Source organism: Vibrio hepatarius (assembly GCF_011806575.1).
Lineage (GTDB): Bacteria > Pseudomonadota > Gammaproteobacteria > Enterobacterales > Vibrionaceae > Vibrio > Vibrio hepatarius_A.
Map to the genome: position 1 here is coordinate 205,183 of NZ_JAATOO010000003.1, position 18,881 is coordinate 224,063.

The following is an 18,881-nucleotide window of genomic DNA, read 5'->3' on the forward strand; positions in this document are numbered from 1 at the left end:
TATCAATCCTTTGTTTGTAATGCATCGCCTTCGGGAAACGGTTCTCTAATCGGTGTCGGCGAAATTGCGATAAGGCAAGCTGAGATCATAAGAACACCCGCACTGGTTGAGAACAGCACATTATACGAACTCAACATGGGTGCAAGATAAGCCATTAAATAGCCAGCAATCCCTTGAGACAACGCGAACGCCATGGTCATCATCCCCCACGCTTTGGTGTGTAGCTCATAACCCACTGATTCTAATACATAGATAGAAACTAACGAGACGGTTCCAGGCGTAAAAATTCCAACCAGCAAAGCTGAAATAAACAAAGCGGTTGGATACTGGCTAATCACAGGCAAAGCAACGCCGGCAGATTTACACATAAACGAAACGACCAAAGAGCGTCTTATGCCAAACTTGTCTCCTATTACGCCAGCTAACAACGGACCAATCATTGCACCAAAACCAAAGCTCGCCCATAGGAGACCACCTGTGAAGAGAGGCATTTCTAGTTCTCTGACGACGTAGTCGACCCAAAACATGGTGTGTGGCAGATAGCCAATCGCATCTAGACTGTAGGCAATCAAAATAAGGATGACGGTAATGCGCTGGACGTTAGATAAATTGGCGAAAGAAGCATTAACGACACCCGCCGCTTGTTGCTCAGACTGAGTAGACCACGCATTCCAGGTTAAGAAGGTCGTCACCAGTGCCACGATGCCCATACCCAACCATGCAGAAACGATGCTGTGATAAATCAATAGAGGAACGAGAGTGCCAGACAACAGTGCGCCAAGCCCGATGCCGGAAAAGATAATTCCACTGATACGCGCACGAATCGCGGGGGTATGCATACGAACCACAATAGGCGGCGCCAGAATAATCAGCATCGCACCAGAGATACCCGCTAGCGTTCGCAACATGTAATACCAAGCAATAGGCGCATGCTCTATCGCACAACCCAAATAGGTAAAGCTGCTGACTAGCATCGCCGCTTTGATAAGCACACCATTGGAAAAACGCTTAGTCAGCAGACCAATCACTGGCGCTCCAAATATGTAACCAATCAATGTCGCTGCGCCGAGGTAGGACGCTTGGCTCTCATCAAACCAACCCGCTTGGATTAACGCTGGCATTAACGCAATGTAGGCGAAACGACCAATTCCATTACCGATTAAAGTGGCACCTAATCCGGCCAAACTGTATCGATTTAAAACGTGTTGATTCTGCATTCGAGTCGTCTCAGTCGTGGCTAAGCCAAAGAACTCAAAGACTACCACCGTAAGCAACTGATGGCATTTGAACTTTAGTCTTGAGAATATAAGCAACTAGGTGAGCAAAAGAAGTATGACACCAGTATTGCTCTTGATTACCAACCGTCACTCTTTTCGCATCCACATACCAAAGCGAATCTATACGAACAACGCTACAATCGTCTTCGCAAGATTAACTTGCTCAATTTCCTGTATTTACCTTTCACATCCGTTGGATAACACAAATTCGTTATTTAAGTCGTTCTCAATGAACCCGAATTAACTCAATGTATTACTGCATAGTCCGCTCACATGGTAGCAATTCAATTAATTGCTTATGATCTCTCACCATGTTGTACAACGCCGATTTCGCAAAGTTAATACAAGTTAAAAAAAACCGATAATAGGTCATTTGTACCACTATTGAACACAACGTATTGATTAGTGTCTGGTTTGGTTAGATATCCCCTTCGTACCCGACGTAATAACACTACTTATTATTGACACCTTTGTTACTTGTCTCACTTCTTAGACTCTTTTTTTGCTTTGGCTTGTCTACTTTAAAGAGGTATCCAAGGGAAATGTACAACGAAAGTATGTTGTACAGAGAGCCGACAAACAGGTCTCAGCACAAGGATGAGCAAACGTATGACGTTTTAACACAGTGGTTCATGCGTAGGTCCTCTGCACGCCTAAAAATCGACTTTCACCCCGGAGAAATTCTAGTGAGTTGACACACTGAACGTGTGGGGGTTCTATCATGATGCTACCAGTTATCTTAGCAGGCGGTTCTGGCACTCGACTTTGGCCACTTTCTCGTTCGCATTATCCAAAACAGTTTCTGCGTCTTACCGAAGACCAAACGATGCTGCAAGCGACTGCTGCTCGTTTGAAAGGGATGGAAATTCAAAATCCAATCACTATATGCAATGAAGCCAATCGATTTTTCGTTGCGGAACAGCTGCTTAAAAATGGCCAACTTGGTCCAATTATCCTCGAACCTGTAGCTCGCAATACCGCTCCCGCCATCGCCCTAGCCGCTTTTTCAGCGATGGAAGATGACCAAGATCCATTACTATTGGTTTTAGCCGCAGACCATATCATTCAAGACGTTGCTCAATTCCAGCAAACCTTAATCAGTGCCATTCCAAGTGCTGAAAGTGGGAAAATGGTCACTTTCGGTATTGTGCCTACCTGCCCTCATACAGGTTATGGTTACATCCAACAAGGTGACGAGCTCAATGGTGGCCATGGCTTTGCGGTCAATCAATACGTTGAAAAGCCCGACCTCGAAACCGCTCAAGATTACTTAAAGACCGGTGGTTATCTTTGGAACAGCGGTATGTTCTTGTTCAAGGCCAGTCGCTATCTGCAGGAGCTCGAGCAGCTTCGTCCTGACATTTTTGAAGCGACAAAAGCCGCTTATGACGAGCACACCACAGATCTGGGTTTTACACGGGTCAATGAAGAATTGTTTGCACTTTGCCCGGATGAATCGGTCGATTATGCCGTGATGGAGCATACCAAAGAAGCGGTAGTATTCCCTCTGGATGCTGGTTGGAGCGACATCGGTAGCTGGTCTGCACTATGGGAAGTTCAAAACAAAGACATGCACGGTAACGCCTTTATTGGCGATGCACTGATCCATGACAGCCATAATTGTCTGGTACACAGCCAACACCGCCTTATCGCAACCATTGGGCTAGAAGACATCGTTGTGGTTGATACCAAAGATGCCGTGCTCGTTGCCCATAAAGACAAGGTACAAGACGTCAAAGATATCGTGAGCGAGTTGAAGACCTGCGGTCGCTCCGAATTCGAAGATCACCGTCAAATCTACCGACCGTGGGGGAATTATGACTCAATCGACCAAGGTAACCGCTATCAGGTGAAGCACATTACGGTTAAACCCGGAGAGAAACTCTCAGTTCAAATGCATCACCACCGCGCTGAACACTGGGTCATCGTTTCTGGGACAGCGAAAGTCACTATTGGCGACCAAGAAATGCTGCTTTACGAAAATCAATCGTCTTACATTCCTTTAGGTGTCGTCCATGCACTTGAGAATCCAGGAAAGATCCCACTAGAGCTGATTGAAATTCAGTCAGGGCCTTACCTTGGCGAAGATGACATTGTCCGTTTTGAAGATAGATATGGCCGGAGTTAATTATGTCTGAAAAACTAACCTGCTTTAAGGCTTACGATATCAGGGGCAAACTAGGTACGGAGCTAAACGCCGATATTGCTTATCGAATTGGTCGAGCATACGGTGAGTTTCTCAAACCAAAGAGCGTGGTGGTGGGTGGTGATGTTCGCCTGACTTCTGAAGAGCTTAAACTCGCAGTTGCAGACGGGCTGATGGACGCAGGCGTTGACGTGATCGACATCGGCATGACGGGTACGGAGGAAATTTATTTTGCGACCTCTTACCTTGATGTCGACGGTGGTATTGAAGTCACTGCCAGTCATAATCCGATTGATTACAATGGTATGAAACTCGTCAAAGCTGGTAGCCAACCAATTTCAGGTGATACCGGGTTGAAGATGATTCAACAATTGGCAGAAGCCAACGATTTTCCTCATTCAACACATCGCGGCAAGCTCAAGTGTCAGAACACCTTAGCCGCGTATGTCTGCCATATTTTGAGCGACTACATCAACATTCAAAACCTTAAACCGTTAAAGCTGGTCGTCAATGCGGGAAATGGTGCGGCTGGACATGTCATCGATGCGATAGAAGAACGTTTCAAAGCCAAACATATACCGATCGACTTCGTCAAAATAAACCATGAAGCCGATGGGACGTTTCCTAACGGGATCCCCAACCCACTACTGCCAGAACGACGAGCTGAAACCTCCAACGCGGTACTCGATAGCCACGCCGATATGGGCATTGCTTGGGATGGAGACTTTGACCGCTGCTTCTTATTCGACGAAAAAGGCAGCTTTATTGAAGGCTATTACATCGTCGGACTACTTGGTGAGGCCTTCCTACAAAACAATCCGGGCGGAAAAATCATCCACGACCCACGTTTAACTTGGAACACCATCGATGTCGTCAAAGCAAACGGAGGGCAGCCAATACAAACCAAAACTGGCCACGCCTTTATTAAAGAACGGATGCGCAGTGAAGATGCGGTATATGGCGGCGAAATGAGCGCACACCACTACTTTCGTGACTTCGCTTACTGCGACAGCGGCATGATTCCGTGGCTTCTTGTCGCAGAGTTGCTGTCACTGAGAGGCAAGCCTTTATCCACGCTAGTGGCGGATAGAATCACAGCTTATCCATCTTCAGGTGAGATAAACAGCAAACTGGAAGACCCACAAGCAGCAATACAACGCGTCTTGGACAGATACAAAGAGGAAGCAATAGAAGACGATTACACCGATGGGATTAGTCTGACGTTTGACGGCTGGAGATTTAACCTACGTACATCGAACACTGAACCAGTGGTTCGTTTGAACGTGGAATCCAGAGGTGATCCACTATTAATGCAGGAAAAAACAGCGGAAGTGATGGCACTTTTACTTAATGAGTAATGGGTTCATAAAGACACATCAGCTCATGAAAAACCAGTTACGTATGAGCTGAGCGCAGTGTTTATCAGGCCAACAAAAGCGGAAGACTCAATAGACGGTCAAAGAGTCAAACTGCAGCCTCAGATAACGTGTCGATAGTAATAAGAGTGAACTCGTTTGTTAGTTCGTTCAGGAAAGAACGGCTTAATTCAATTGAGAGATACTTACAATGGGTAGTTCAATTCTACGTAACGCTGCAAAAACGTTATGTTTCCATAAAACAAGGAGCTTACTCAATCTCCTTGTAGGGCTTAGTTTACTTATTTTTGCTTCTTCGTCATGGGCGTGCAGTGATAGCGATATACGGTTTTCTTCTTCGAGTCACCGGATCTATATCGAGAACGGTGCGACGTGTAGCCTCTCGCAAATTGATAGCATCGTGGCCAATAAATACAGTTCAGTCGCACCCGGAGAGCTGTTGGAGCAAACCTCGTCTGGCGTTTGGCTATTAAAGACAGAAATCCGAATTGAAGATGGTTCTCAACTCAACCTCCACGGCACTGCAATTGGTGGCGACGTGAACACCTTCTATATGCTGAGTCGTAACGGGTTTGACGAATACCATGTAAAGATACAAGCAAAGCATGGTACGGTCGACATGAGGTCGGTCAACGTTAGTAGTTGGGACCCTAACTCTAATGGTCCTGACACCAATCTCGACAATGGGCGTGCATTTATCCATGTCAATTCGGTTGAAGTCGGCGGCGTCGCTAAAGAATCGACGATGAACATCATCGATAGCGAGGTGTCTTATCTGGGTTTTTACGATGCTGAGTCTTATGGTTTGGTTTGGAAAGTACGTGGTGGTGACAGTGACCCAACCATCTTTGACCGCGTCGACGTGCATGGCGACATCATTAACAGCTACATCCACCACAATTACATGGGGATGTACTCCTTCGGTGCGTTTGGCATGACCATCCACAATAGCGAGGTTGCCTACAATGAATCCTACGGCCTAGACCCTCACGATGATTCCGATGAAATTGTTATCACCGACAACAATGTTCACGACAATGGCAACCACGGTATTATCTGTTCGCGCCGTTGTAATGACTTAATCATCACTGGCAACCATTCTTATCGCAATCGTCACGGTATCATGCTACACAGAGAGACCAATGACACACTGGTTGAAAACAATACCGTCTACGACAACGCAGACAACGGCATTGCTATTTTTGAGAGTCATCGAAATACTATTCGAAACAACACCATTACAGGCAACAAACACGGCATCAGGTTGTCATTGGGTAGCCACGACAACCTGATTGAATCCAACACCATCGACAACAATATAGAGAATGGTTTGTACCAATATCGCGGCTCAGACACACCAGAAACCACCAATGGTCGTCCAGCGAATAACACTTTCCAAAACAACTTAGTGAGAAACAACGGGCGTTTAATTAAGTTTAGAGACTCTGACGACATCCTAGTGCTCAACAACACCTTTGAAGGACCAACGGACGTCGAGATCTATGACTCAACCAACATTCAAATTCTCTCTAACTCGCACAACTTTTCAACGATGGAAGTTAAAGTAGACAGCGCCGGTTCAATCAGCAGTGATGCAACTGTCGAAGTGGATGAGCCAGTGGACGTTAAACTCACTGATCTCGCAACGCTTGAACTCATCAATAATGATGGCCGTATCTTTAACGCCGAAGAGAACAGCGATGTAACCCGAGTACGCGAAATGCTGCTTGAAGGCGCTTCTGTCTCTTCGTCATCCATGGTTTTAGATTCTGGGATTATCGGCACCACCACCAGCGTAGAAGCGCTACCATTTTGGGTTAACATAGCATCAGGAGAGGTCGAGATTAAAGTCACCAATGCAAGCAAAGCCAGCTACCAATGGACAACCCAATCAATCTCTGGGGAACCTAACGTCGAGTACCGCATTGGGAACCTAACCGAAGATGTTGATTACATACTATTCAAAGATGGTGTGCTGGTCGAGACGTACACTGCGACTAACGGTGAAGTGACGTTCGATGACCTATCGAGTTCAACGGTTGCTGCATTTGAACTTATCAAGTTATCTGTAGGTCAGGCCCTCCCTGTGATTGCAGATACGCATGTCAAAGATGGGTTCCCAAACAGCAATTACGGCACCGGGAACACGCTAGAAGTGAAACTCTCGGGTGATGGCTACAACCGCCAGACCTTGCTTAAGTTCGATATCTCGGCTTACACAGAGCCTGTATCAAGTGCAACACTGACTGTTGAAGCGGCACTGTCTCGCGTGGACAACGCCACAACCAACGTATTTGGCACCGATACAAATTGGGTCGAGTACGCGGTGACTTGGGCAGACAAACCTGTTGAAGGCGATTACTTGGGTAGCTTTACGCTAACGAATAAAATATTCTCTACACAAGAGATCGATATCACCAGTTACCTCAATGCACTGATTACGGCCAACGCATCAGAAGCGGCGTTTATTCTGGTTAACCAAAACAGCAGCACTGCGGTAACGCGTATTAGAGCGCGCGAGCACAGCTCAGATACTGCGGCGACAATACAACTTCAGTTCTAACCTGCGAATTATCAACTCGCAAATAAAAAATAGGTTATGCATTCGATGCATAACCTATTTCTTTGTGGTCGTCCCTATGACTAAAATAGCCTAATTGCTATGACGAACATTTAACTCATGGAAAGCGACTTCAAACATACCACCACCTGCTTTATCAGCTTGTGCATAGTTGCCTGCTTTGAAGTAGTAAACGTGCTTATCCCAATCGGCGCTCATGTTACCCTTACCAAAAGTCAGCGAATGGGTAATGTCGTTAACCGTGATGGTAAGATCATTATTTATAAGGCTAATGGTGTAGGTGAACTTTCCTTGCCCTACGACACCAAAATCCAAGCTAAACGGATTCCCCTTAGACGGGTCTTCGTTGATGATCGCACGGACTTTTTTCGTCGGACCATCCCACTGTAATTTCACCAGGGCTTTGCTCGAATCTTTAGCATGTATTTGCCCAACGACCGTTTGCGGGTCGTCAGGCCAATAGGAAACCACTTCCAGTGTTGCACTTAACACATGCGTACCTTCGTTGTCCCAATTAGCATCACCGCTACTTTTACTTGGGTACCAATTGTACAGCTCCCGCAGCTCAGTCCGAACATAGGACGAATTGACAGTACTGGTACCTCCATAAAGCGGGGTTTTAAACAACATGGTGCCATCCGTTGCGGTATAGAAGAAGTTAGGATCTTCATAGCCCTCATCCAATGGCGGCAGTGTTTTTAAATCGCTAGACGGTGGTTTCAAAGGCAAAATCTCGGCGGCCTTACTACCACCGGAGCCCAAGTATTCATCTTTCGATACTGGCAAAGTCAGCTTCCAAACCGTTAAGTCAAAGTTGCCTGACGGCGGCATGTTTGGATCTAATCCTGTGGTTGGTTCGGTAACGGATCCACCACCTCCGGTTTCACCTGAACCGTCTGAGCCATCTGACCCATCTGACCCATCAGAACCACCAGTTTCACCCGAGCCGTCTGAGCCATCACCGTCTCCGGAACCATCGGTTCCACCGTTATCACCTGGGTCAACAATGTCATCCACCTCACCTTTATCACCAGAGTTAGAGTTACTATTGTTACCCGGTGGATTTGGATCGGTATCGTCGGAGTCATTGATACCCCAGAAGCCATCACAAGCGGTTAACGAAGTAATTAACAGTAAGGGGATCAGCCGTGGCAATGTCGATGAAGTTTTTTTCATATCGAACTCCCGTTAATAAAAAATATACAATAGCCACACAGCCTGACCACCTTACGGCACGCGCAGCAAGGTGGTAGTTTCAGAGAAACTATTTGCATTCAAATAAATAGTAATTCCAGACTTGCTGGATCATACAAAGTATAGTGTATATAACATCGCTGATTAGTGAGTTTCGATTGTCATGTATATTTAAGGGAATTGTAATTTATTGTCTTAAGTTATAAAACCAAATGCAGAGCTTAAACTATAGTTTAATTAACGAGAACTAATATATAACTTGTAAGTTTTAAATTCGTAAAATTCAGTTAAGTTGTTTACATATATACCAATTCTAAATTTCCACCTAAACGACTGGACGACAATGGTCTTGCTTTATCAATGAGTTTTATCATACTTATGTCCTCATTGACCAAAGTACGATAGATGGCTAACCACGCCATTCGCCCAGAAGAAAAAAGATCGTAATCGATTTGCGTATGACCTGTTTTTTCCTTAAAGAGGTTGGACTCTTGAGTGCTTTGAATCACCACCGAGTAAAGCCTTTCCAGTGCACCATCATTGGTTGTTAATGGTTCATCACCATTTGCGCGCATAAACGCTGCCACACCCACTAACGGTGTTAGCGCGTAGTTGTGATACATAGCAGCTCGGGTTTGACGGCGCAGCTCATTGGCCAAAAAGCCCTGTTGATCCACTTGCCCCATCGCAGTGATATAGACAGATTTAGCCCAGAGATAAAAATCGTCTCTATTCAATAAACCCGCTGTCGCCATCACGCTCCACGCAGCCCAATAATCGTGATTATTAACCTTATTTAATGGCCGCCCTGAATAATCAACAATGACTTTTTTAGCCATACTTTCAAGCCAAAGTTTTACTTCTAAATATTTATTATGATGATATTCATTTAAAAAAGTGTTTATTTTCAATAAACTTGATGACATTGCAGACAATGTCCATTTTCGCACTGCGATGCCTGTTTTATTTTCAGTGTCATCTAGTAAGCTGCTGTTATTCTTCCAATCCATTAACGCATTTATAATGCAATCAGTTCCAACTAGAATATTACCTCTAATTAAAATATCATCAGTTTTCTTTGCGATAAATAATTGTAAATCTCGAGTCGCTTTAGTACTTTCTTTATACGCTTTCTCTGCTTGTTTATTTACCGTATCACGCGCTTTATCACTGCCTTGATAACGGCTAGCAAACGCCAATTCTTCGGTATAAGGTTTGGGATACTCGCAAGGCTCTTGTCTTGTTTGGGTATAACTCAAGGAGTCTTGAACCTGTTGGTACCCTTTAGGTATCGCAACATTAGCATGACCAGATAGACACACGCCCAGCAGCAGCACGGCTAAAACAACGCGATACACGCTAACGACCTCTCGAACAAACTTTGATCGACATCTGAGCCTGACGATGCGCGCGCTTAAAACGAGCCGCAGATTGACCATTCACTTGTGTGAGCTCCAATGCAATCAAATGCCCCGAGGGAGAGAGTAAATTTCCAGAAAGTTCGAAGATGAACTGACTGCTACCGTTGAGGCTTTGACTGTGTTGTAGTGATGATCTGCGCACTTGCCCGTCTGAATACCATGCCTTAAACCTGATCTCATCAACCTCGGGGTCAGCAATGCTAAGCTCTAGAATCAAACTTCGCAATGACTTGGATTCCACACTATTACCAAGATATGCCGAGATGCTCCCTGTGTTGTAGTCGTACTGGTTAAATGTAGTGCGCGCAACGGTTCGTTTATTACTGCAACCGCCATCCAGCATGGGCGTTAGCTGAGCAAACGTTTTATCGTCATCGAGTGGATAATAAGGCGGCACTTCCCACACGATCACTTTGGGCGTTGAATCAGTCATTGCTTCGCTTTTTAAATACGCAGACCACCCCCCCAATAATCCGCCACTCACTTGAGTGAAATCTTCGACAGGGGCGTTGAGTTCATTCTTTAGAAAGCCGATAAAGTTCAAATCCGGTAAAGCGGTAAATCCACCGCCAACTAACACCACTTGAGCCGATTTGTCGCCCGTATCATTAGATAGCGCTTCATAGCCATAGCCTTGCACGTATTCCGGTGCGTACTGCTGCTTACAAAGTTGTTTAATCGCCCCCGCAATACTGTTGGTTCCCGAATAACGACCATGCTTGGTAATCACCACTTCAGAATGAAGACTTGGATCTAAGCTAAAAGAGTTTCTAATTGCCTTTGCCACCTCAAATGCGACCGCTCTTGAGCCATCTGGCGTCCAGTGAATGTCGCGTTTGAAATAAAGCGGACGCTCAGCGTTCGACGCGTCCAACAAGTCTTCGAAATGGGGAGTAATCACCCCTACTTCTCGTAGTTTTTTCAACTTCGCCAGATAGGAATATTTGGCGGCTTCAGCGTTGAAATCGCTATCCTTAGCATCGCTCGAATTGATAAGACCTCTAGTTGGATAGTACATCACAACTAGTGTAATACCACGGCGGCTTAACGCATCGTTAAAACGCGCCAAGCCTCGATAGCGTCTGGTATGTCTGAAATCTTCAAGAAAATCCGTCTTGGAGCGATACACCCAACCATGACTGCCCGCGACTAAATATTTGAACGAACTAAGTTCCGAAGTTCGATAATTCGCTGGATCTTTGGCGGCTTTACACAACGTCGCGACAGGTTCAATTTGGTACGGTTGCTCCTCTAAAGCTGACGCGCCAGCAGACATGATAGACAAAGCGAGCGACACTAACATTCCACGCATATCATTGTGCTCCTTGTCTAGCCGTACTGACTTTGCTCAACGACACAGCCAGCTTCTCCACTAACATTGCTTTAACGATTTGATTGTGAAAGTCTTCAATGTCACCACCAAAGCCGAGTCGCAGAGCACTGGCGCCGTTGCCTTCTAATTTTAAGTCAAACAGAGAGATGAACTCGCTACTTTTCGAGTACACGGAGCCAGTGTGGTTGTTAGCAATCACCCCCCCATGCACGTATCCAGAGGACTTGCTTTGGCTTGTAACGTCTAATGAGTCACCATCGCTTGGTAAGCTTGCTAACGGCTCTGTATCAAAAAAAACACCATATTTGTTGTTCGACAGGATGTAATTATCGACCAAAGAGATTTGCTCGCTATTGCGCACTCTAATGCCGTGCGAGTCGTTGCCATACACTTTATTGTTGGCGATCTCATTAGAGTTAGACTCATACACCGTAATGCCGTCACCACCATTTTTGTACACCATATTATTGTAGAGATAATTGTTTTCAGACTGGTTATCTAACGCAATTCCGGAGCGGCTGTTTTCATGGCTGGCGTTATTAAACACAAAGCTTTTGCTGTGTTTATTGGATATAACAATACCGTGCTTTTCTTTGGTTCCCATCACGTCATTATTGGCAACGATCAGACGCTCTGCCACGTTTTGCGGGGCGAGACCATTAACAATATTGTCTTTATAGTGGTTATTTTGTAGCACAACTTGGCTCGCTTTATCACAATAAAAACCGTAGTAGTCATCTTCAAATGTAGAGTCAACAATCCAGCTGCTGCCCAGTTTATTGAAGTCAAAGTCTTTGCGCTGAAATAACTTGTCGTTAGGCTCCACTTTATAGCTGGTTAAAGTGACACCGAAACTTTTGGATTCAGAATAACCTAGGTTGGAGAGTTTGGACTCAGCTATGTATAGCTTGCTTCCCCCCCAACTGATAACAAATGGGCGGTATGCCTTGGCAGATTGGTATGTCGCGGCAGTACCCTGTTGTTCTCTCCATCCTAAGACGTTTGACTGAGTAATGTAGAGCGCACCACCATTTGAAATAAACGCACCTTTTTCTTCTGATAATTTCAGCGTTTTTCCATCAATAATTAACGCTGCACCAATGCTTACCACGATTGGCAACTTAGATAGATATATTGAATCTGTCTGTTTCACCACATGACGCGGAAACGCTGTGTGCAAATCTTCCAACTCCGCAGTGCCGTCCGCGATGGTAATACTTTTAGGGATGCTGTTTTGCATTTGCGCAAACTGCCAAAAATTCTCGCCAGCGTAGAGCCAGCGTACTTCCACTTGACCTAACAAGTTGGCACGAGTGATTTTGGCTTTGGGTTTTGTCCGCGCTAAGACAACTTGTTGATGGATACCTGCCGCGCTGTAAACGGACATATCAGGTAGGCTTAGATCACTACGTTGCTGAGGGGCTTCACGAGTGACCATTTCCAACGTCATGTCACTAGACAACACATAACTTGGAGCAAGTAAGAAGATGAATAACAGCATGCGCAGAGCACTCATGACTCTATGACATACATATCGTCTTGAGTGGACTTGGCTGATTGTGGTTTCTTTATTCATCGCTCACCTCGTCAGCGCTTACATCAGCGCCAAACTCCATCGGACTTCGCGTCTTTCGATTTCTAACAGTCGCTCAGAAATGGCTTTTGCTCGTTGTAGGTCTGATTCGTTTATCCAGCTTTCTATAGTCTCTCGTTGTTGTTGATCCTTAAACTCCGCAAATTCCAATGCCATATTGGAGAAAATCCAAACGTAGCTGTAGTTGGGCGTGATGCCCGCGGTGTCATAAAACGCTTTTGCCAACTCAATGTAACTTTGGCCATCACCACCACGAGCCGACTCTAACAGCAGGTCTATGCCATCTTGCATTTTCTCTTCGCCGAGCTTGGCTGACAGGTAAAGCAGGCCCAAATTGTGCTGTGCGCGCGGGTCTTCGAGCACTAGCTTAAGGTAGCTTTCTGCGCGTTCTGGGTCCTCTGGTACTCGATCGCCCCTCATATACAACAGCCCTAGCATCAAAGTCGCTTCTTGGTTTCCTTCAGCCGCACGCGCGGTTAAACCGGAAATCAGTTCTTGCTCTGACATCAATACTTCTTCTTTCATTTCATAGCGCGCCGCAAACAAAAACAGTTTGTCTGAGCTGACACCAACACCCGCTAGCCGCATCCCTTTCGCCAAATAGCTGCCACCATAGCTATAATCCATCAGTGTACGACTGCACCGGGCAACCCCGTCTTCGGTGATAAAGCCACGTTGGTAATCTGCAGTAATTTGTTCAATACGCTCATCTATCGCATTAATGTTCTGGGCTTGCTTGGCTAACTTGAGATAAAGCTGATGGCAGGTTGCTCGGTCGCTGGTGTCTTCTTGCGAGCCTCGCTTAGCACAGAGCAAATCGATATCTGCTGTGTAAACACTTGGATCAGCGACTAGATTCAGATACATCAGCGCATCTTGCCGCTCTTCTTTCTTCCAACTGGTTTTCCAATCGTCATAAAAGCGTTCTAGCGAACTCATATCGTATTGCTGTGGATGCCATCCATAGAATTTGACCAACTCGTCCGCTACATCCAGATGCAACGTTTGTCGACTCCATAAGGCGCTATAAGCGGACTGGATGTAACTCGGATGCTTACGACTCACGTCGGCAATCCATTTAACGTACTGACGCGCGTAGTCTGCGTTAGACGTGTCTTGGTCAAGTTGTTGATAATACTGGCGTGCAAGCTGCTGTTTTTTTAGGTCTTCACTGTTGGTGTAGAGGCGCGCTAAAAAAGCGGTTGCTTTCAAATACCCAGCATCACTCATCGCTACCAAACTCTGCTCGGCTTGTTCACTACGCTGCTGCTGTTCAAACAGGCGCGCAAACTCAACATCTTGAGTGGATTGGCACCCAACAGCGAGTAACACAAAGAATATGACTCCCAGTCGCTTCATAGCTGGCACCTACTCGATGGTTGTTCCAAACTCTTTAGCGATAGCGCTGAAATCTACATCGCTGTAACTAAAAAACTCACCGATTGAGACATTAACCGGGCGCGCAATGCTACCAATACCGAGTGGCTGCTGCGGCACAATCGTTGCGATGATGGAATCCGGTCGTTTGTCGTTATCAGAGACCACCACGTTGGTTATCAAACCGGTATAGCGACTTTTATCGCCGGGAATAGTAATGTGCACGATCGAGTTTTGAGTGATGTGTTCAGCATCTTTAAAACTGAAATAGGCCGTCACATACGGCTGAGCATCTAGCGCCGCCACTTGAAAAAGTAAATCGCCCTGTTTTGCGAATTCACGGTCACTCTTAAGTGAAGTCACAATACGGCAGTTACACGGGCTTTTGACTAAGCTGTTTAACTCAGGTGGCAAGATATCTTTCAGTTGCTCGCTGGTAAAATCAGCTTTATTGATAGTGCTCATAACCTCATAAACGGATGAGGTAATCACCGCCAAAGGAATCCCCCTTTCGACTGGTTGTGCTACGTCTACTAACAGTTCGTAATATCCATTGGTGGGAGAAAGTACTGGTTCTTTATCGATATCAATCATCGCTGAAACAGATTTGACCACAAAATAGTGTTGGTAAAGGTTCAAAGCGACGTAACTAAATGCCAGCAAACCAATGCAAGCCACACAGGCCGTCAATACCAATGCTTTTAGTTTTTTTAACCCAGACAAAGCACCTGAACCATTCTGCTTGCGCTCTTTGACGAAATTATCGCGACTTAACGTCGCCAATACGTCAGCACTGGTGGTCAAGTCGCCCGCCAAAAACTTACTGATTAACATACGCAGTAGCGACGCTTTCTCTTGGTCTAATGAGCTAAATTCACAACCTGCCTTTTTGCTCTCGTTATTGAAGTATTTAACAATAAACTCAAGCGGCAATCTCAGCTCAATCGAATTGATCTTCACCAACAGCTCGCCTTTGTATACGCGGTCTGTAGCGAGCTGACCGCTGGATGCTTCAATCGAAAACCCGCTCGCTGACACATCGAGCACGCTAAGTAGGAGCTGCGCGCCATCTTGGTTCTTCACCACCAATTTCGCCGGCAGTTTAACCCGCGCATGTCGGCGCTGCGCTTCGGTTTCATGGACTAAATTCACTTTTGCCGTTGACATAACCAACCCCTACTTTTTCACCCTTTCCTAGACGATATGCAATAACACTGCAGTAAATATTGAAACCGCTGAAAAAGTCATAATGTAAGTGGATACCTTGTTGAACTTGACTTGGAACGAGCCGTCATGGGCTTCGAGTTTGGTTTTTTGCCTCGTCCAAGACTGCCTATCCAAGCGGTAAACCACGTATATCTTCAATATAGACCCGACTATCTGATTGAAATACAGCATCAAAGGAAAAGCTGGGCTGATTCTATGCCCTGAGACAAGCAACATAACGGTGACTACCGTTCGCGTTATCGAAATCCACAGAAAATAGATAACCAGATAAATTGGCGAGTACTTCGCAGCCGCAACAATGGATGCAGACAAACCGAGAATACTGGTCCACATCGAGATGCGCTGATCCCACAATACGTAATACGTCATCGGTCCTAAGCGTTTCAAACCCAGCTTGGTTGCCCGAGAGTTTTGTCGCAGTGAGTTACCATACCATCTAAACATTAACTGCCTTGTGGCGCGAAAGAAGCGCTTGTCTGGCGGGTGCTCTACGGTGTTGATCAATGCGTCTGGAACGTAATAGGTATCCCACCCTTGTCTCATCAAAGAAAACCAACTGGATTTATCATCACCAGTTAAAAAGCGAAATTTGCCCAAACGCCAATGGTCTAGATTGTCACTTTCCACATCTTCAATAAACTCTGGTTGGGTGACCACTTCAGCACGAAACATCGACATACGGCCAGTGAGCGTCAACACTCTTTTTGATAACGCCATAGAACACATATTGAGGTGACGTTGAGCAAAACGTACTTTGTGCCACTGGCTCATCCAATAGTTTCCCAGCACTTCGCAAAACTCGTTGGTTGTCAGCGCTCCGATATTTCTATACAGCGAAAAATAGGGAACGCAGTTCTTTACTACGTCCTTTTCAAGTACAGTGTCGCCATCAATGACCGCCACTAACGCCGTGCTGTCAGGCGTGTCTCTCGCGATGGTACGAAAGCCATGCGCCAAGCCATCACGCTTGCCAGTACCTGCAATCCTAACGATACGCAGTTTGATACTTTCATCCGGTTGAAGCTCTTGCCATAGCGCTCTAAAGATCAACTCGTCGCTTTCTTCCACAATCGAGGCAACCACCGTCGTTGGATACCCACAACACATCGCTTCTTCAATAATCGATTTGTAGACTTTAGCGGTGGTAAGCGCATCGATACGAAAGCTGGTCACCATCAGATAAATGTGTGAAGGCGCCTGATACTCAAGCGCCCTAAGAGCTCGCTTCCTGTGGATTGGAAATACCACGTATAGAAACAGCACACCGCGGACAAAGTGAAGGATCACCACCCCGTAACGCCAGATACTCAATCCACCGATCAATAAGATGTAATCCGGATGGTCTAGCTGGAACACGGTTGGCGGCACAAGAAGAGCCAAACCACCAATCGCGGTCAACAAAAAAATCCAACCAGTTACTTCTTTTAGAAACGAGGCAAGCCACCACATAGCGCTACTACCAACAGATACCCTGCTTGTTACCCAGAGATTTTTCTTTCATAAAGCCGGTGATATCTATCAAGACTTGCTCGTCCGAGATCTGGTCTAGCAAAGTGTCAAAGGATTTACAGCCGTTCGCTAGTATGATCAGCTCAGAATCCACCAGCACATCTTCTTTATTCTCCTGTAGTAAGGAAGAAAGATGCGGGATCTTGTGTTCGATGTAATCTTTGTTCGCACCGTGGACTCTTGCATAACTGACGTTCTCATCGTAGATACGCAGTTGATAGCCCTTACCGAGCAACATTTCCGCCAATTTCACTTGAGGTGACTCACGCAAATCGTCGGTATCCGGTTTGAACGACAATCCATACAACGCGACTTTGCGTTTGCCAGTTTGCTCAATGATATTGAACGCATTGTTTACATGGCATTCGTTACTTTCCATGATTGACGTTAGCAACGGGTGTTTCACGTCCAACTGCGATGCTCTGAATGACAACGCGCGCACATCTTTTGGCAAACAAGAACCACCAAAAGCAAAACCTGGCTTCATGTAATAAGGTGAGATGTTGAGTTTCTTGTCCGCGCAGAAGATTTCCATCACTTTACGACCATCCACACCTGATGCTTTAGCAATGCTGCCAATTTCGTTGGCAAACGCTACTTTGACAGCGTGCCACACGTTACAGGTGTATTTGATCATCTCAGCGGTTTCGATAGTTTCGACAAACAGCGGCGCGTCAATATCGCTATATAGCTCGGTAAGTTGCTCCGCAGACGTTTTATCCAGACAACCCATCACCGTCATTGGCGGATGGTCATAATCATAAAGAGCGGTACCTTCGCGCAGAAACTCTGGGTTAACCGCAAGGCCAAACCCAACACCCGCTTCGAGTCCACTGGCTTCTTCCAATATCGCACGAATCTCACCCATCACTGAACCCGGTAATACCGTACTGCGAATGACCACGGTATGATGCGTACCTTTGAGTTTGATCGCCTCAGCGATTTGTTTACAAACAATATTCACGTATTCGAGGTTGAGGTCGCCATTCGGTTTTGAAGGCGTTGGTACTGATATGAACGAGATTTCGGTTTCCATCACCGCTTCAATTGCGCTAGTAGTTGCTGATATTTTGCTATTATTTAATCCCTTAACGAGTAGCTCTTCCAAACCGGGCTCAACAAGTGGAGATTGCCCTTGATTGATCATGTCTACTTTTTCTTGAACGACATCCACACCAATAACTTGGTGCCCACGATTAGCTAAACAGGCCGTACATACAGTACCCACATAGCCCATTCCAAAAATACTAACGCGCATACTCACTCCTTTGATATAATATGAACTTAATTTATTATTTAAATTTTTCTTTTAATAAAACGTCTCGCTCATACCAAGAAATTAGCAAACAAAAATCTTTATGCAAATTAAGGAAAACTTTATAAAAAGTAATTAATTTGCATTTTTTAAAATAGCTGTTATGGCCAATAGAATCATGCCGAACACACATTAATAGTTAAGAGAAAAATACTTATAATTCATAACATTAAAACCAAAACAAGAAATAACAAGAAGTAAAAAAATCGACAAAAATGGATAAGAGGCGTAAAAAAATGATAGGTAAACATGCTGTTTTATAAAGATAAAATTATTATTAATACCAGTCTACAAATTGAGACAAAATATATCCACTATATTAGAATGGTTTTTATAAAAGCTAATACTTAAGTTTAACTCGACAGTTATTATAAAAAATTAAGGAGAGTTTCATAAGTTATTGTTTATTATCAACACAACAAATTCAATTGATAATATATTTATATTAAAGTATTTCCTTATGTGTTATTTTTCCATATTGAGAATCATTTCTTAACAATATGTACACACGAAAAGTATGAACAAAGTCGT

The 18,881-nt window shown here is 45.1% G+C and carries 12 protein-coding genes; 3 read left to right on the forward strand and 9 right to left on the reverse strand.

Annotated elements, in window-relative coordinates; all coding sequences use genetic code 11:
• Window positions 1-2 precede the first annotated feature (2 nt).
• Window positions 3-1,217, reverse strand: coding sequence for a YbfB/YjiJ family MFS transporter (locus HCZ42_RS03590; protein WP_167419383.1), 1,215 nt, complete (start codon window positions 1,215-1,217; stop codon window positions 3-5).
• Between the two features lie 781 nt (window positions 1,218-1,998).
• Here HCZ42_RS03590 and HCZ42_RS03595 point away from each other — a divergent pair.
• The 3 genes from HCZ42_RS03595 (at window position 1,999) to HCZ42_RS03605 (ending at window position 7,362) form a co-directional block, all read left to right on the forward strand.
• Window positions 1,999-3,405, forward strand: coding sequence for a mannose-1-phosphate guanylyltransferase/mannose-6-phosphate isomerase (locus HCZ42_RS03595; RefSeq protein ID WP_167419384.1), 1,407 nt, complete (start codon window positions 1,999-2,001; stop codon window positions 3,403-3,405).
• 2 nt (window positions 3,406-3,407) lie between these two features.
• The gene (locus tag HCZ42_RS03600; RefSeq protein WP_167419385.1) at window positions 3,408-4,781 is read left to right on the forward strand and encodes a phosphomannomutase CpsG; all 1,374 of its coding nucleotides are present in this window, start codon (window positions 3,408-3,410) and stop codon (window positions 4,779-4,781) included.
• A 418-nt stretch (window positions 4,782-5,199) separates the two neighbouring features.
• Complete coding sequence (locus tag HCZ42_RS03605) at window positions 5,200-7,362, forward strand: CBM96 family carbohydrate-binding protein (RefSeq protein ID WP_167419386.1); 2,163 nt, start codon at window positions 5,200-5,202, stop codon at window positions 7,360-7,362.
• Between the two features lie 90 nt (window positions 7,363-7,452).
• On the opposite strand, the gene HCZ42_RS03610 is transcribed toward HCZ42_RS03605, so the two are convergent.
• The 8 genes from HCZ42_RS03610 to HCZ42_RS03645 form a co-directional block, all read right to left on the reverse strand.
• The gene (locus HCZ42_RS03610; RefSeq protein WP_167419387.1) at window positions 7,453-8,556 is read right to left on the reverse strand and encodes a polysaccharide lyase family 7 protein; all 1,104 of its coding nucleotides are present in this window, start codon (window positions 8,554-8,556) and stop codon (window positions 7,453-7,455) included.
• Window positions 8,557-8,870: 314 nt separating this feature from the next.
• On the reverse strand, window positions 8,871-9,932 hold the full coding sequence (locus tag HCZ42_RS03615) for an alginate lyase family protein (RefSeq protein ID WP_167419388.1): 1,062 nt from the start codon (window positions 9,930-9,932) through the stop codon (window positions 8,871-8,873).
• A gap of 1 nt (window position 9,933) precedes the next feature.
• Window positions 9,934-11,307: an alginate O-acetyltransferase AlgX-related protein gene (locus tag HCZ42_RS03620; RefSeq protein WP_167419389.1), complete on the reverse strand. Its 1,374-nt coding sequence runs from the start codon at window positions 11,305-11,307 to the stop codon at window positions 9,934-9,936.
• Between the two features lies 1 nt (window position 11,308).
• Window positions 11,309-12,904 (reverse strand): NosD domain-containing protein, encoded by a 1,596-nt coding sequence (locus HCZ42_RS03625; protein ID WP_167419390.1) that lies wholly within the window; start codon window positions 12,902-12,904, stop codon window positions 11,309-11,311.
• Between the two features lie 18 nt (window positions 12,905-12,922).
• Window positions 12,923-14,281 carry a tetratricopeptide repeat protein gene (locus HCZ42_RS03630; protein WP_167419391.1) on the reverse strand — a complete coding sequence of 453 codons (1,359 nt, stop codon included), beginning with the start codon at window positions 14,279-14,281 and terminating at the stop codon, window positions 12,923-12,925.
• A gap of 9 nt (window positions 14,282-14,290) precedes the next feature.
• A complete protein-coding gene (locus tag HCZ42_RS03635; protein WP_167419392.1) occupies window positions 14,291-15,466 on the reverse strand; it encodes a PilZ domain-containing protein in 1,176 nt (391 codons plus the stop codon).
• Window positions 15,467-15,493: 27 nt separating this feature from the next.
• Window positions 15,494-16,975, reverse strand: a complete 1,482-nt coding sequence (locus HCZ42_RS03640) for a glycosyltransferase family 2 protein (protein WP_167419393.1) — start codon at window positions 16,973-16,975, stop codon at window positions 15,494-15,496.
• A gap of 7 nt (window positions 16,976-16,982) precedes the next feature.
• Window positions 16,983-18,293 carry a nucleotide sugar dehydrogenase gene (locus tag HCZ42_RS03645; RefSeq protein ID WP_167419394.1) on the reverse strand — a complete coding sequence of 437 codons (1,311 nt, stop codon included), beginning with the start codon at window positions 18,291-18,293 and terminating at the stop codon, window positions 16,983-16,985.
• Window positions 18,294-18,881 lie beyond the last annotated feature (588 nt).